13 protein-coding genes are annotated in these 15042 nt (G+C 36.3%); 7 read left to right on the forward strand and 6 right to left on the reverse strand.

All coding sequences use genetic code 11. The features are described from left to right. Positions 1-261 precede the first annotated feature (261 nt). The 5 genes from D569_RS0101240 to D569_RS0101260 form a co-directional block, all read right to left on the reverse strand. Entirely contained in the window at positions 262-1080 is an 819-nt protein-coding gene (locus tag D569_RS0101240) for a carbohydrate ABC transporter permease (protein ID WP_018930573.1), read from the reverse strand. Continuing rightward, positions 1081-1971 (reverse strand): carbohydrate ABC transporter permease, encoded by an 891-nt coding sequence (locus D569_RS0101245; protein WP_018930574.1) that lies wholly within the window; start codon positions 1969-1971, stop codon positions 1081-1083. Between the two features lie 42 nt (positions 1972-2013). After that, on the reverse strand, positions 2014-4023 hold the full coding sequence (locus D569_RS0101250; protein WP_018930575.1) for a glycoside hydrolase family 31 protein: 2010 nt from the start codon (positions 4021-4023) through the stop codon (positions 2014-2016). A 78-nt stretch (positions 4024-4101) separates the two neighbouring features. After that, positions 4102-5337 carry an ABC transporter substrate-binding protein gene (locus D569_RS0101255; protein WP_018930576.1) on the reverse strand — a complete coding sequence of 412 codons (1236 nt, stop codon included), beginning with the start codon at positions 5335-5337 and terminating at the stop codon, positions 4102-4104. Positions 5338-5517: 180 nt separating this feature from the next. After that, positions 5518-6543 carry a LacI family DNA-binding transcriptional regulator gene (locus D569_RS0101260; RefSeq protein WP_018930577.1) on the reverse strand — a complete coding sequence of 342 codons (1026 nt, stop codon included), beginning with the start codon at positions 6541-6543 and terminating at the stop codon, positions 5518-5520. Between the two features lie 462 nt (positions 6544-7005). On the opposite strand from D569_RS0101260, the gene D569_RS0101265 reads away from it, so the two are divergent. From D569_RS0101265 to D569_RS0101275, 3 genes are read left to right on the forward strand one after another with little or no spacing between them, the layout of a single operon-like run. Continuing rightward, positions 7006-8016 carry a TRAP transporter substrate-binding protein gene (locus D569_RS0101265; RefSeq protein ID WP_018930578.1) on the forward strand — a complete coding sequence of 337 codons (1011 nt, stop codon included), beginning with the start codon at positions 7006-7008 and terminating at the stop codon, positions 8014-8016. Between the two features lie 4 nt (positions 8017-8020). Next, complete coding sequence (locus D569_RS0101270) at positions 8021-8515, forward strand: TRAP transporter small permease (RefSeq protein WP_018930579.1); 495 nt, start codon at positions 8021-8023, stop codon at positions 8513-8515. A gap of 20 nt (positions 8516-8535) precedes the next feature. Further along, a complete protein-coding gene (locus tag D569_RS0101275; RefSeq protein WP_018930580.1) occupies positions 8536-9840 on the forward strand; it encodes a TRAP transporter large permease in 1305 nt (434 codons plus the stop codon). A gap of 430 nt (positions 9841-10270) precedes the next feature. On the opposite strand, the gene D569_RS0101280 is transcribed toward D569_RS0101275, so the two are convergent. Then, the gene (locus tag D569_RS0101280; RefSeq protein ID WP_018930581.1) at positions 10271-10852 is read right to left on the reverse strand and encodes a thioredoxin family protein; all 582 of its coding nucleotides are present in this window, start codon (positions 10850-10852) and stop codon (positions 10271-10273) included. 275 nt (positions 10853-11127) lie between these two features. Between D569_RS0101280 and D569_RS0101285 the strand changes: the two genes are divergently transcribed. The 4 genes from D569_RS0101285 (at position 11128) to D569_RS0101300 (ending at position 15039) form a co-directional block, all read left to right on the forward strand. After that, positions 11128-11796, forward strand: coding sequence for an HAD family hydrolase (locus D569_RS0101285; RefSeq protein WP_018930582.1), 669 nt, complete (start codon positions 11128-11130; stop codon positions 11794-11796). Next, a complete protein-coding gene (locus D569_RS0101290) occupies positions 11783-12727 on the forward strand; it encodes a carbohydrate ABC transporter permease (RefSeq protein ID WP_018930583.1) in 945 nt (314 codons plus the stop codon). Before D569_RS0101285 ends, D569_RS0101290 begins: the two co-directional genes overlap by 14 nt. Continuing rightward, a complete protein-coding gene (locus D569_RS0101295; RefSeq protein WP_018930584.1) occupies positions 12724-13566 on the forward strand; it encodes a carbohydrate ABC transporter permease in 843 nt (280 codons plus the stop codon). The genes D569_RS0101290 and D569_RS0101295 overlap by 4 nt, the downstream gene beginning before the upstream one ends. Positions 13567-13653: 87 nt before the next feature. Next, entirely contained in the window at positions 13654-15039 is a 1386-nt protein-coding gene (locus D569_RS0101300) for an ABC transporter substrate-binding protein (protein ID WP_018930585.1), read from the forward strand. Positions 15040-15042: the final 3 nt, after the last annotated feature.

Below are 15042 nucleotides of genomic sequence, written 5' to 3' on the forward strand. Positions count from 1 at the left end.
ATGGCAGAAATCCCTTTTTTCTACCGGATAGCAGGTATTAATTTGAACTTTTTTAAAACTACTTGATTAGTGGACAAGATTTTGAATTAGCGAACGTAACCGACTTTCCATCTGATATCAGCAAATAAAAAGAGGTACAACCATATTCCAATAGGTTCTACCTCTTTTTCATTCTTTCAAGTAATACTTAATTGTTCCAGTTTTTCAGTTTCATCCTGAGTTAAAACTAATCTCTAGTATGAACATTATCTGTCTATCGAACTACTTAACTGATCCGCTTACTAAGCCTTCCACTAAATGTTTTTGCAAAAGAACAAAAATGATGATGACAGGTAAAACAGAAATCGTCGCAAATGCCATCAAGTTATTCCATTCGATTCCATAACGCCCTACTGCATTAAAAATACCTGCTGTAAGCGGCCACAATTCTTGATCTCGATTAAATGTAATACTAAATATTAAATCTCCCCAGGCAAAGAAAAAAGAAATTGCTCCACATACTAATATACTAGGTAATGAGATTGGAATGATTACTTGCAAAAACGCTCTTAAGCGACCACAACCGTCAATACTTGCTGCTTCTTCTAACTCTTTTGGTATTCCCGTAAAGAAGGTTCTTAGCAATAAGACAGAAAAAGGAACTCCTAGTGTTGCTGTCGCCAATACAGGTGCAGCATAAGTATTCAGTAACCCCAAATTGTTGAACACAATGAATAACGGTGTTAACACAACAGTAGCAGGTAACATTTGGGTGACAAGAAAAATGAGCATCATTGATGAAACTCCCTTAATCGGAAATCTTGCCAAGCCATACGCAGATGGTACTGCTAATAATAAAACAACCAAGGTTGCCAAACCTGCTATAATGACACTATTAAGAAAATATTGCCCAACATCCCCTTGCATCACTGCTATAAAACTATCAATCTGAAAATTTTGCGGAAATAGCGTTGGGGGTGTCCGAAATATTTCTGTTTGTGCTTTAAAAGCTGTTATTACCATCCAATAAACTGGAAAAAGAAACAAGGTAACTATCACAATACCTACTATGCTTAGCACCCAACTTTTTCTTTTACTCAATTAAATCGCCTCATCTTTCTTGATCATTCGTAAATAAATTAAACTGATCACGAATAATATAATAAATAGCACGTTAGCAACAGCTGCACCTAAACTGAAATCAAAATCACTAAACGAATATCTAAATGCCAATGTCGAGAGTACCTCTGTTGAATTAATTGGTCCTCCACCAGTCATTACATATACAACATCAAACACTTTAAATGTATAAATAAAGCCAAGCATTAATACCACCATGATTACCGGCTTTAATAATGGCAATGTAATATGAACGAGTTTTTGCCACCAGTTCGCTCCATCCAAGCTGGCACTTTCATAAACATCCTGTGGCAGGCTACTTAGCCCAGTGGATAACAATAACATGTTAAAAGGAATCCCAATCCAAATGTTAGCAATAATTACACTCCACAGTGCTATGTTAGGACTAGATAACCACCCAACTGGTTCTTCTACAAAATGTAATGCCATTAACAATTGGTTCAGTATTCCTTCTTCGGAGCCCATCATAAATTTAAACAACAAAGCTGTAACCGTCATTGGAATCAACCAGCTGATCATCATAATACCCCTTAAGAAACCCGCTAACTTAAATTTCATACTAAAAAACGAGGCAAGACAGAATCCAATAATGACTTGAAAAAAAACACTACCCACAGTGTATATCAACGTATTGTGGATAGATATACCAAACACATCTTCTTCTGCGACGGTTCGATAGTTATCAAATCCTACAAATTCTCTATTACCTCCTGCTAAATTACTTAAATCAACATTTTGAAAACTAAGAATAATATTGTAAAGCAACGGATATCCTATCAGCACTAGCATAAATAAAACAGCAGGAAGCACAAACAAGTAACCTCCCGCTTGCTTTCTAAGTTTCTTCCACACTTAGATCACCCCTTTCCTTTCTCCTGTAATTTTCATGCACGCTTATTCTTGTATAGGTAATTTAGCATCATCTTTTAAAAATAACGGAATAGTCTCGAGTGATGCCTCGCATTCTATCTGTTGACCACCATCAAACACTTCATTTGTGTGCGCATTTGTCCATGTTGCACCTTCGGGTAAATAGACATTTCTAGTTCGTTGCCCTTCATAAAGCACCGGCGCAACAAGCAGATCTGGCCCAAACATATAGGCATCCTCTATATTCCAAGCTCTTTGATCAGTATAAAAATCGTAAAAAAGCGGCCTCATCAATGGTGTACCTTTTTCATGTGCTTCTTTCATCAATTCTTTGATATATGGTCTAAGCCTTTCTCTCATTAACATGTATTTCTTGAAAATATGATAAGCTTCCTCTCCATAACTCCACACTTCATTGTCTGCACCACTTGGACAAATACCACCACCACTTAATCCAAGTGGTTCTGAATGCGGTTCTCGATCTCCATGAAGTCGGAACACCGGGCAAAACGCACCATATTGAAACCATCTAATCATACATTCTCTAAAATCTGGATCTTCTGTATAAGCCCCTTGAAATCCACCTATATCAGTAGTCCACCACGGTATACCTGCTATCCCCATATTTAGTCCTGTATTAAACTGGTTCCGTAATGATTCAAAACTGGAATCAATATCACCTGACCAAACTAGGGCACCGTATCGTTGACTGCCTGCCCAAGCACAACGTACAAGATTAACGATATTTTTTTGCCCTTCTTCTTTCATTCCATCATAAAATGCCTTAGAAAACATCATCGGATAGATATTACCAACCTGTGCATTTGAACCGATATGATAACGGTAATTCTCAAAATCATATACGTTATATTCTGGTTCTGCCTCATCTAACCAAAATATTTTAATTCCCTTGTCATAGTAATTTTGCTTTGCCTTTTCCCAAACAAATTCTCTAGCATTAGGATGTGTGGTATCAAAATAAACGGTATTCCCTAAGAAATCATGGGTAATACGTATGCCTTTTTCTGTTCTAGTCAAATAGCCTTTCTGCAACATTTCTTGGTAGTTTTCACTTTTTTTATCAACTGTTGGCCAGACTGAAACCATTAACTCTATTCCCATTTCTTGTAATTCCTTCACCATCGCTTCTGGATCTGGCCAATAATCTGTATCAAACTTCCAATCACCTTGTGTTGGCCAATGGAAATAATCAATAACAATAACGTCAATTGGCAGATCTCTCTTTTTATATTCACGAGCAACTTCCAATAACTCCTCTTGTGTTTGATAACGGAGCTTACATTGCCAGAAGCCCATTCCATAGTCAGGCATCATTGGGACAGTACCAGTTGCTCTCGCATAAGCTTCTTCGATTTCCGCCGGTGAGTCACCAGCAGTAAGCCAAAAATCAAGCTGTTTGGTGGATTTAGCCACCCATTCCGTTACATTTTTGCCAAAGGTAACTTGTCCAATTGCTGGATTATTCCAAAGGAAACCGTATCCTAAACTAGAGAGAGCAAAAGGTACACTTGCTTGTGAGTTACGATGCGCCAATTCTAATGTGCAATTTTTTAAATCCAAAAACGGCTGTTGATATTGCCCCATGCCATAAAGTTTTTCATTAGGGTCTGATTCAAATCTTTGGGTTAACTGAAAATCACCACCAAGATTTGCTTTGAATTCTCTGGCATCTATTTTCAAAGCACTTGTGAATTCTTTTAAATTTTTACGATTCCGTACATACTCTTGCAGCAAAACCTCACCTTTCTGATTATAAAAAGTGGTTTTACCTGCACCTTCTGCTGAAATAACCGCTCGAATTTTGCCATTTTCTATTATGGCATAGTCATCTTCCACTGTAATATTTGCATCTATATTTGGTTGTGGTAATAACGCCCAATCCTCATTAGTCATGGAAGATAGATAAGTAGACCGCACTCTTAAACTATTTTCTCCCCATGGTTCAATCCAAACTTTCTCACCATCAAATTCTCTTATAAGTCGATTGCCTTGCACTGTAAATACACTGTCCATTACTTCTCTCACTCCTGTTCCTGATGTTTTGATGAGGTAGTTTTTATCTAATTAGATAAAAACTGCCTCCTATTACTTTTACTCTGATGCTTCAACCTCAGCTATATTTTCAGCTACTTCACTTAAGGCATCTTCTACTGGCAGTTCATCTGTTAAGATTTTTTGAATCGCCAGCTGAATTTCTTCCGATACGCTTGGCCAATCCGGAGAAGGTCCTCGCGCTTCAGCTACTTCCATAATTGGAATAAATTCTTTTACAATTTCTTCATTCTTCCAATAATCCGCTTCATTTAACACATCCGATCTTGTCGGATAATATCCTGTCTCCATCGCGAACCTTTCATTTTGCTCAGGTTCAAACAACCATGTCATAAAGTCCCAGGCAGCATCTTGATTACCCGTTTCCGTGATCGAAATATTATCTCCACCTGTAACAGAAGCAAATTCTTTATCTTTTGGAATATTTGTAACACCAAAATCTAAATCTTCATTCTCCTGAATTCGTTCAATCATCCATGGTCCATTTATCATCATTGCTAAATTTTCTTCAATAAACATACGTGTCAGGTCATCCTGCGTTGCAGTTAGAATATCCTGGCTCATATAACCTTGGTCATACAAGTTTTTCAAGAAATTAAAAGCTTTTATGGCTTCGGAAGATTCCAATTCTTTATATGAGCCTCCTGCTGAATAGATGAAAGGATAAAACTGAAAGGTTGCCTCCTCTGACCTGACAGCAGATAAGCCAAATCCTTTAACCCCATCTGTAGTTAAAGCTTCTGCTGTTTCATCTAGTTCCTCCCATGTCGTTGGAGGTTCTTCAATCCCAGCTTCCTCTAACAATTTTTTATTATAGAATAACCCTAACGAATTTGTAGTGAGAGGAAGGCCATATTGTTTCTCCTCATATATTGTTGAATTATAAGGTCCTTCTAAAAACTGGTCTCCTTCTCCCCATTCTTCTACAAAGTCTGTAATATCAGCCAAAATCCCCATCGATGCCATCGAAACATTATTTACCGTGTCGGCAATCACGATGTCAGGTAACGTATCACCCGCTGTTCCCACAGATAATTGTCTATTCATCTCATCAAATGGTACATATTCAGCTACTACTTCTACCTCTTCCTGAGACTGATTATAATCTGCTAAAATTTCATTTAAAGATTCTTCAGACCCTGTATAGTAATGCCATAATAAAACTTCCTGTTTTTCTCCTTTTTCTTCTTGCTGTGTATTCTCCTCACTATTTCCACATGCAGTTAACACAACAAATAACATCAATGTTAAAATAACAACTATTTTATTCTTCATTTTTACACTCCTTTTTTGATTGCGCTTCCAAACCAGTCATAACAACAACACTTATTTTTGTGTAAGCACCCCCCAAAAAATGATGAGCGCTAATCATTTTTTTGTTTTATTAATGTTTATTTAATAACATTTAACTATTATTTAAATGATTAGCGCTCATCATTTTTGTGCAACCAAATATTATTTCATATAATATTTGGCATTACCTTTAGTGACAATTTCCAACTTCACGATGTTATCTTTCTTCTCAGGGTATTTATCTAACATTAAATAATTAAATGCTAAACGTAATGCTAAACTTCCTTGGTATAATGGGTCCTGACAAATGGTTGCCGCAACAATATCATTTTGTAATTGTTGATATATTGCTTCACTCATATCATGACCAATTAGGACAGGTTTATCTATCTCTATTTCTTTTACCATTTTTGCAACTTCGTCTAATGCACCGCATGCAACATAGACACCATCTACATCCAAAATGTTCTGCTTAATTTTTTTTAATGATTCATCCATTTGCTGATTATCTAATTTAAGCATTTTAACAAATTCTACTTGCTTGTTTTCGAGAGCAAATGCTTCGAATCCCCTTCGCTTCTGCTTCATCTGGAAGGTATCTGCTTCATCAGTAATAATCGCGAATTTTTTGGAGTTACCTGTTAGTTTAACAGCTAACTCACCTGCTAATCTCCCTGCATCATAATAATCTGCACCTACGTACGAAATTCGCCTGCTTGCTGGAGAGTCATTGTTAAAAGTGAAGATTGGAAAGTCATTGTTGATTCCTGATTCTATAATACTTGCAAGCGGGACCCCATCTGTAGGACATATAACTAGTCCGTCAAATTTTTGGGACTGAATAATGTTTTCAACCACTTCTACCTGTTTATGTATGGTTTGTGGTGTTTTTATAATATCTACATGAAATCCATAATCCTTAACATCTTCAATAGTAGTTTTGATCCCATCTTCTATTTCTTCCCAAAAATACTCTGGATACTCAGGAAATACACAAGCTACATGTATTGATTTCTTTTTTGCCAAAAAACTAGCTGATTTATTCGGCTCATAATTTAGCTCTTTTGCTTTATCTAATACTTTTCTCGCGGTTTTTGGACTAACACCACCTCTATTATGTATTACTCTATCTACAGTAGCTGTTGAAATATTTAGTTGTTTTGCAATAGTCTTTGCCGTTACCTTCATTTCTCTCACCAATTTCCTTTATCTATTCTGTTAAATTCAAATGATGAGCGCTCATCATTTTTTAGGAATAAAATCGCTTTCACTTAACTTGTTTTTTAGTTTAAGTTTTAAACTATATTTTGTCAATATTTTTTTAAACAGATTATGCAAAATACCTCGCAATCTTTTGTTTGTAGTTTTAGAAGTACTTATAGCTATTATCAGACACTGCCTACCGATATCTTTATCAAAAGTATTTGTTGGCAGTGTCTGATATGATTTCTAATCTCTTTTAAATATTTTGCCATCACCAAAACCTCAAACACAAACAAACCCACCAAAACAAAAATATATAAACATTATTTTTTGACTTTGTTTTTATTCGTTAGTATAATCGTAGTCGAATTATGTATATTTCCCACAAAAAATGTAAGGGGTTTCCTATTTAACAGCAAAGAAACTAAGAAGTTGGGGGTAAAATGAATGAAACGAATAATGTTATGGTTTCTGTTTAGTATCTTTCTCATTCTTTTTGTAAACGGATGCAACCAACAAACGCATGCAGAGGAGCGTGTTGTATTACGATTTGCATATGCTAGTAATGCTCAACCGGTGAAAGATGCTATGGCAAAGTTCGGCGAATTAGTCGAAGACAAAACAAATGGACAAGTTAGTGTTGAATATTTCCCTGATGGACAACTCGGCGGAGAGCGTGAACTGATTGAATTAACGCAAACAGGGGCAATTGATATTACAAAGGTTGGTGGCTCTGCGCTCGAAAGTTTTTCCAATAAATATTCTATCTTTGGTATCCCATATCTTTTTGATGATATTGATCATTTCACTCGTGTCATGGAAAACGAGGAAATCATGCAACCAATCTATCAATCTACCGAAGATTTAGGGTTTGTCGGGCTAACCTATTACAACTCCGGACAACGAAGTTTCTATTTAACAGATGGCCCTGTTGAAACTCCAGAGGATATTGAAGGGAAGAAAATTCGTGTAATGGAAAGTGAAACCGCTATCCAAATGATCGAATTGTTAGGCGGAACAGCGGTACCACTTGGAAGCGGTGAAGTATACACATCTTTGCAACAAGGTATTATCGATGGTGCTGAAAACAATGAGTTTGCCCTTGTGACAGCTGGTCATGGAGATGTAGCTTCTTATTATTCTTATGATGAACATACACGAGTACCAGATATTGTGATAATAAATGACAATACGTTAAATCAATTGAGTGAAGAGCAGCAACAGGCCGTACAAGAAGCTGCTAAAGAATCTACTGAATATGAAAAACAAGTTTGGGCAGAAGCAGTAGAAGCCGAAAAAACAGAAGCTATGGAGAAATATAATGTCAAGTTCAATGAAGTGGATAAAGCCCCTTTTTTAGAAAAAGTACAGCCTATTCATGAAAAGTTTAAAGAAAATAAGGAATTAAGTGATCTCTACCATAAGATTCAACATGGAAGTAATAATGAAGGAGAGTAGCGATATGAACAAAGCGTTTCGTAAATATCTAGATCGTACCATTGAAACCATCACATGTATGTTGCTAATGATCATGGTTGTTGTCACAAGCTGGCAAGTGATCAGTCGATACATCTTAAATAACCCAAGTTCCGTAACAGGTGAATTTCTTCGCTTTGGTTTGATCTGGTTCTCATTATTAGCAGGTGCCTATGTTGTGGGCAAAAAAAGCCATATTGCCATCACTTTTCTAAGTAACGGGATAAAAAGTGAACAGACAAAACGAGTCTTGGAAGTAATTGTGCAAATCAGCTTTATCCTTTTTGCCGTGATGATGATCATGGGAGGTACTAAGGCTGTCTCATTGACGATGGCACAAATTTCACCATCCCTTCATTTACCGATGGGATATGTATATTTAGCCCTTCCTGTTTCAGGCGTAACCATCTTATTATATTGTCTCATTAACTTAACGGACCTATTCAGTTCGAAACAGTTACACATACAAGAAAATTCTTAAAAAAAGTAGGTGAATTAGATATGGTTGCAGAAGCTAGTATTTTATTAGTTCTTGTTTTCGCAATATTATTAGCAGTAGGAATACCAATTGTCATATGTATCGCTGTAGCATCACTGGCAACGGTTCTATTGATGCTGCCACTTGATATTGCCGTTTTTACAGCTGGTCAGAAAATGGTGGCAAGTCTAAACAGTTTTTCTTTAATTGCGGTACCGTTCTTTATTCTATCAGGAGTAATTATGAATAATGGCGGGATCGCCCATAAATTAGTAGAATTTGCGAAACTGATCGTCGGGAGAGTACCAGGATCTTTAGCTCATACGAACGTGGTAGGAAACGCTTTGTTTGGATCGATTTCCAGTTCTGCCATCGCAGCATCTACTGCAATTGGCGGGGTGATGGTTCCTTTACAGAAAAAAGAAGGCTATGACCGAAAATTCGCAGCAGCTGTCAATATCGCTTCTGCCCCATCAGGAATGGTAATACCTCCTAGTACGGCGTTTATTATCTTTTCACTAATTAGTGGTGGTACTTCAATCGCAGCATTATTTGTTGGTGGATACTTAATCGGGATCCTATGGGCCATAACGATTATAGCCGTTGCATTTGTGATTGCCAAAAAACGTAATTACCCAATTGTACAAAAATCTGAAATCGCAAACATTAATAAAAAGAAAATTGTCTTAGATGCAATCCCTAGTATTCTGTTAATCTTCATTATTATCGGTGGGATTTTAACAGGTATATTCACAGCGATTGAAGCATCTGCTGTTTGCGTGGTTTATGCTTTATTTCTAGCGCTTGTGTATTATCGAACGCTAACCATTAAGCAATTACCTGAGGTTTTAATCAAAGCTGTAGAAATGTCTGGTATTGTCATGTTACTCATCGCTGCATCTTCTCTAATGTCATTTGCTATGGCATTTACCGGTATTCCAGATGCACTGAGTCAGTTTATTCTCGGTTTATCCGCTAATCCATTAATTATTTTGTTACTGATTAATATCTTCTTATTGATTATAGGTATGTTTATGGATATTGCACCAGCGATTCTCATATTCACACCAATTTTCTTACCAATCGCAGAAGGTATTGGGATTGACCCAGTGCATTTTGGCATATTCTTTATTTTAAACTTGTGTGTCGGTACGATTACGCCACCTGTTGGAACCGGTTTATTTGTCGGATCCATGGTTGGAAAAGAAAGAGTCGAAAGCCTAATCAAACCATTAATGCCATTCTATGTTGCCATGTTCGTTCTACTGATGGTTGTTACCTATATACCGGAAATTAGTTTGTTCCTCCCTAATTTGTTAGATTTGTAATGGAGAAGAAGACTCGGAGACAACCTCACAAAAATCATAAAAAATGTCCACGAGAACGTATCTCGTGGACATTAATTCTCAAAAATTACAAAATGTGTCCGTGAGAACTCATCTCGTGGACATTATTTCTCAAAAATTACAAAATGTGTCCGTGAGAACTCATCTCGTGGACACTTATTCTCAAAAATCACAAAATGTGTCCGTGAGAACTCATCTCATGGACACTTATTCTCAAAAATCACAAAATGTGTCCGCGAGAACTCATCTCGTGGACGCTAATTCACAAAAACTACGAAAAGTGTCCGCTAGAAGAACCCACAAAATAATGAGTCTATCAAGAGGTCAATCCTTGTCTTTATTTCTTAAGTGACTTCTAGTTGTGTACCTAAATCAAAACTACTAAATTAGTCAATAACCACCAACACTAATTCTAAACAAGATCACAAGCTTCTGCTGGCATCCAATGTTCATCTTTACCGTGCCATTTGACGTTACATCCGATTGGATTCGTTAATGGTGTGGTAATTTGCACTCCTGCCAAATGTTCCGCAAGGGCATTTTCTAAATCATTTACCGTTGCTTTTTCAGACTCACGTGGATTGTCGAGTCCACGACCAGTATAAACCAACTCACGATTTTGATCGAATACGTAGAAATGTGGTGTGCGCAAAGCTCCATAAGTCTTGGCTACATCTTGTGACTCATCATGTAAATATACCCATGGGAATTTGTGCTCTTTCATCTGTTCCACCATTACTTCGAATGAATCATCTGGTTTTGTATTCACACTATTAGAATTGATCCCCACAAACGTAACACCTTGATCTGCAAACTTTTCGGTAGTTGCTCTTGTCACTTCATTCGACCCAACAACAAAAGGACAATGATTGCAAGTGAAGAACACGACCAAAACATTTGCATCATTAAAATCCTCTAAGCTATATGTCTTACCATCTGTTGCAGGAAGTCTAAAATCCGGTGCCTTCTTACCCAACTCCAACGTAAAAGCCATAGAAAAATCCTCCCTTTATTTCGATATTCATGAAAACGATACCAAAGTATGAAGATAGATTCAAAGATAGTGCTCAACTAACTTCAAAATATCCAAATCATAAAATCGGTAACTTTATATTTACCATTATGTTGATGTTTGGTTGTTAAATTGACTAATCGGTAATATTTCTTTGTTTTTATTAACAGATAGTTAATATATCCTTAATAATCTATTGTTATGCTTACTTTAGAAACGAAAAACAGTAACTATCAAGTTAAAGGAGTACTAACAGAATGATAAAAACAATGAATGAGTCTACAGCCGAAACATTCTCGACGATCAACACTATCTTGTTTGACTTAGATGGCACTCTCTTAGATAGTAGAGAAACACTTGTCAAAGCAGCCTATCAAACCGTTCAGGAATTTAATCCAAACACGATAACTTATGAAGAACTAATGCGTCACTTCGGTTCAGATTTCTCTCTATATTTAACTAAATTATTACCAAAACAGCATGAGGTTAAGTCCTTCTTCATTAAGGAAAAAGCAAAATATTATCACACTCTTTCTCTCTTCCCCAATGTCTTGGAAGGTTTAAAAAGATTGCACGGTAAAAAGTTTCAATTGGGACTAGTGACAAATCAACAAAAAGAATTAGTCGAACAAGTACTAAAGGAGAATGGAATTGATGAATATTTCTCAATTGTCATTACTAGAAACGATGTAAAAAGAAGCAAACCATCACCAGAACCCATTTTACAAGCAATCAAGAAATTTAGAAGTAATCGTCAAGAAGTGTTAATGGTAGGTGATACGGAATACGACTATCTGGCAGCAAAAAGAGCTGGTATCCCTTGTGTACTATTAAACTATTATGAGAGTAAAGAAGAAGCGAATGGAATCTTCAATAAATTGGTAGAACAATTAATTTCGGGAGGTGAAGCTTATGCAAAACAGTGAAAAAGCCTTCGAACGACCTTTTGTCCTTAATAAAGCAGCATCTCCAGCAAAAAGAAAGAGACTTAGAAAAGAACAGATAATTGGCTATGGATTTATTATGCCATCTGTTATTTTACTTAGTGCTTTTGTTTTCTTTCCTTTCTTTCAAAGCATTTATTTAAGCTTTTTCATGACAGATCCAATAGGAAATATTGTAGCCTTTGTGGGGATCCAAAACTACATGGATTTGTTTACTGACCCTGAGTTTTTAAACAGTTTAAAAATAACATTTCTATTCACTATATACACCGTACCAACTGGCATTTTTATTGCATTACTTTTAGCAGTACTAACAACTTCAAAAGCTAAAGGGATGAAGGTTTTTCAATTCGCATTTTCTTTACCTATAGCTATGTCAGTAGGGACATCATCTGTTATCTGGTTGCTATTATTTAATCCAACCTCTGGCGTGTTTAATTACATATTAAATAGTTTAGGAATTCCGTCTGTTCATTGGTTGACAGATCCTAATTGGGCCTTGACTTCTATTGCCCTCATGACCATTTGGATGACCTTAGGGTTGAATTTCATTATTTTATTGGCTGGATTACAAGGCATTCCAAAGGATTTATATGAAAGTGCCAAAATAGATGGTGCCAATCAGATTCAATTATTTTTTAAAATTACGATTCCTTTACTATCTCCTACCTTGTTCTTTTTATTAATTATCTCGGTGATTAATGCATTACAAGCTTTTGGTCAATTTAACGTAATGACGAATGGTGGACCGATGAATAGTACCAATGTTTTTGTGTTTTCTTTATATCAAGAAGCATTTGTTAATTTTCAATTTGGATTAGGTAGTACAAGAGCACTCATTTTATTTGTGATTATCTTAGTACTAACCTGGCTACAATTCAAAGTCGGTGAAAAGAAGGTGCATTATCAATGAATAGCTTATCTGTGAAAGCTAAAAACAAAATGACGTTAATTGTACATTACCTATTACTATTGATGCTTGCGATCATTGTCATCTATCCTGTTTATTTCGCACTATCTTATACTTTTATGACACCTCAGGAAATTAATACAGGAGCACCTAACTTTTTGCCAGAAAGCTTTTATTTAGGAAATATCATAGAAGTCATTCAAACTACTCCGATATTAAGATTTATTCTAAATAGTTTCATTATTGCTACAGCTGTCATGATAGGAGAATTAATTACCGGTTCACTTGCTGCTTATGCCTTTGCATTTATTCCATTTAAAGGTAGAAACTTCATTTTTGCTTTATTTCTAGCAACCTTAATGGTGCCATCTGAAGTTACGGTGATTCCTAGATACTTAATGATGAATGCTTTAGGCTGGATGAACACGTACCAAGGATTGATTGTACCACACCTTGCAACTGTATTTGGAATCTTCTTATTGCGGCAATTCTTTATGCAGCTTCCTAAAGAATTAATGGATGCTGCAAAAATGGATGGTGCTGGTCATGCCCGCATCTTCTTAACCATCGTGTTACCTTTGTCGCGTCCAGCACTCGGAACGTTAGCTGTATATTCATTCTTAAATACTTGGAACCAATATTTATGGCCATTGTTAATGACTAATTCAGAAACTATGAGACCTGTACAAATTGGGATTACGATGCTAGAAAATGAAGAATTTATGGAGTGGAATCTAATCTTAGCAGGTGTAACGATTGCCCTTTTACCATCATTAATTTTATTAGTGTTTGGGTTAAAACAGCTAGTTGCTGGTATTACCGCAGGCAGTGTAAAACAATAATTATTTTCTTTTGGAGGGAGTGATGACGTCTCATTTAGTAGCTACCATGTACCAACAAAAAACAATAATTTCGAGGAGGAATAAACTATGAAAATGTTAAAGGAAAACAAAATCATTGTTGCTATAATCAGCATTATGTTATTCACACTTATCGGTTGCTCCAATCAAGAAGCTTCTTCCAAAACAGAAAATACCAATGAAGAAACATCCACCTCTTCTAATGGAGAAACAACTAATATTACACTATGGCATTCTATGGGAGGTGTTAATGGTGAAACGTTAGATACTTTAGTCAATCAATTCAACCAAACACAAGATGACATTGAAGTTGAGGCGATCTTTCAAGGTGATTATGGCGAGAGTTTCACTAAATTAAAAACAAGTTTAAGATCAGATAGTTTGCCCACAATTATGCAATCAAACTTTATTCGTAGTGGTCCTATGATTGACACAAAAATGGTGAAGCCGATTCAAGATTTTATTGATCAAGAAAACTACGATGTATCAGAATTAGATCAAAATATTCTCAGTGCATATGATATGGATGGCCAATTGTATTCGATGCCTTTTAATGCATCAACCTTATTGCTTTACTACAATAAAGATATGTTTGAAGAGAACGGATTAGATCCTAATAGCCCTCCTGAAACCTATGAAGAACTAACAGAATATGCTGAAGCAATTTCTGATGGAAATCAATTTGGGGCGTCCTTTGGAATTAATGCCTATTTTATCGAGCAACTAATTACTGTACAAGGTGCCGAACTTGTTAACAATGGAAATGGACGTGAAGGATTAGCAGATGAATCACTCCTTAATTCAGATGAAGCTATTGCTACATATGAGTGGTGGAAGGATTTAGTTGATAATGATTTGATGTTAAACCTTGGCACTAACACTCCCGATACACACGAAGCTTTTTTATCTAAAAAAACAGCGATGACACTTGCTTCCACTGCAGGGTTAGCCAATCTATTGGAAAATTCAGAAGGGAAATTTGAGCTAGGTACTGGTTTCATTCCTTATCCAGCTGATAAAGAAGGAGAAGGCGGCGTTTCAGTTGGAGGGGGAAGCTTATATATAATGGATGGACAACCAGAAGAAGAGATGCTAGCAGGATGGGAATTCATCAAATATTTAATGGAGCCTGAGCAGCAAGCATTTTGGTATATCAACACAGGGTATTTCCCAGTGAATAATTTAGCTTATGATCAAACGGAAGTACAAGAAACGCTTGACCAATTCCCACAATTTGAAACAGCGATTAATCAATTAGAAGCTGCTTTAAAAAACAACTCAGGAAGTAATGCAGGTAAAGGACCAGTGATTGGTATTTATCCAGATGCACGAGAAGAAACACAAAAAGCGATGGAAATCATGTTGAATGATAAGGCATCACCAGAGCAGGCATTGAATGATGCAGCTGCTACTATTACAAAAGCACTTGAAAGATACAATCAGACCGTTCAATAGCCA

The organism is Gracilibacillus lacisalsi DSM 19029 (assembly GCF_000377765.1).
In the GTDB taxonomy this organism is placed as follows: domain Bacteria; phylum Bacillota; class Bacilli; order Bacillales; family Amphibacillaceae; genus Gracilibacillus; species Gracilibacillus lacisalsi.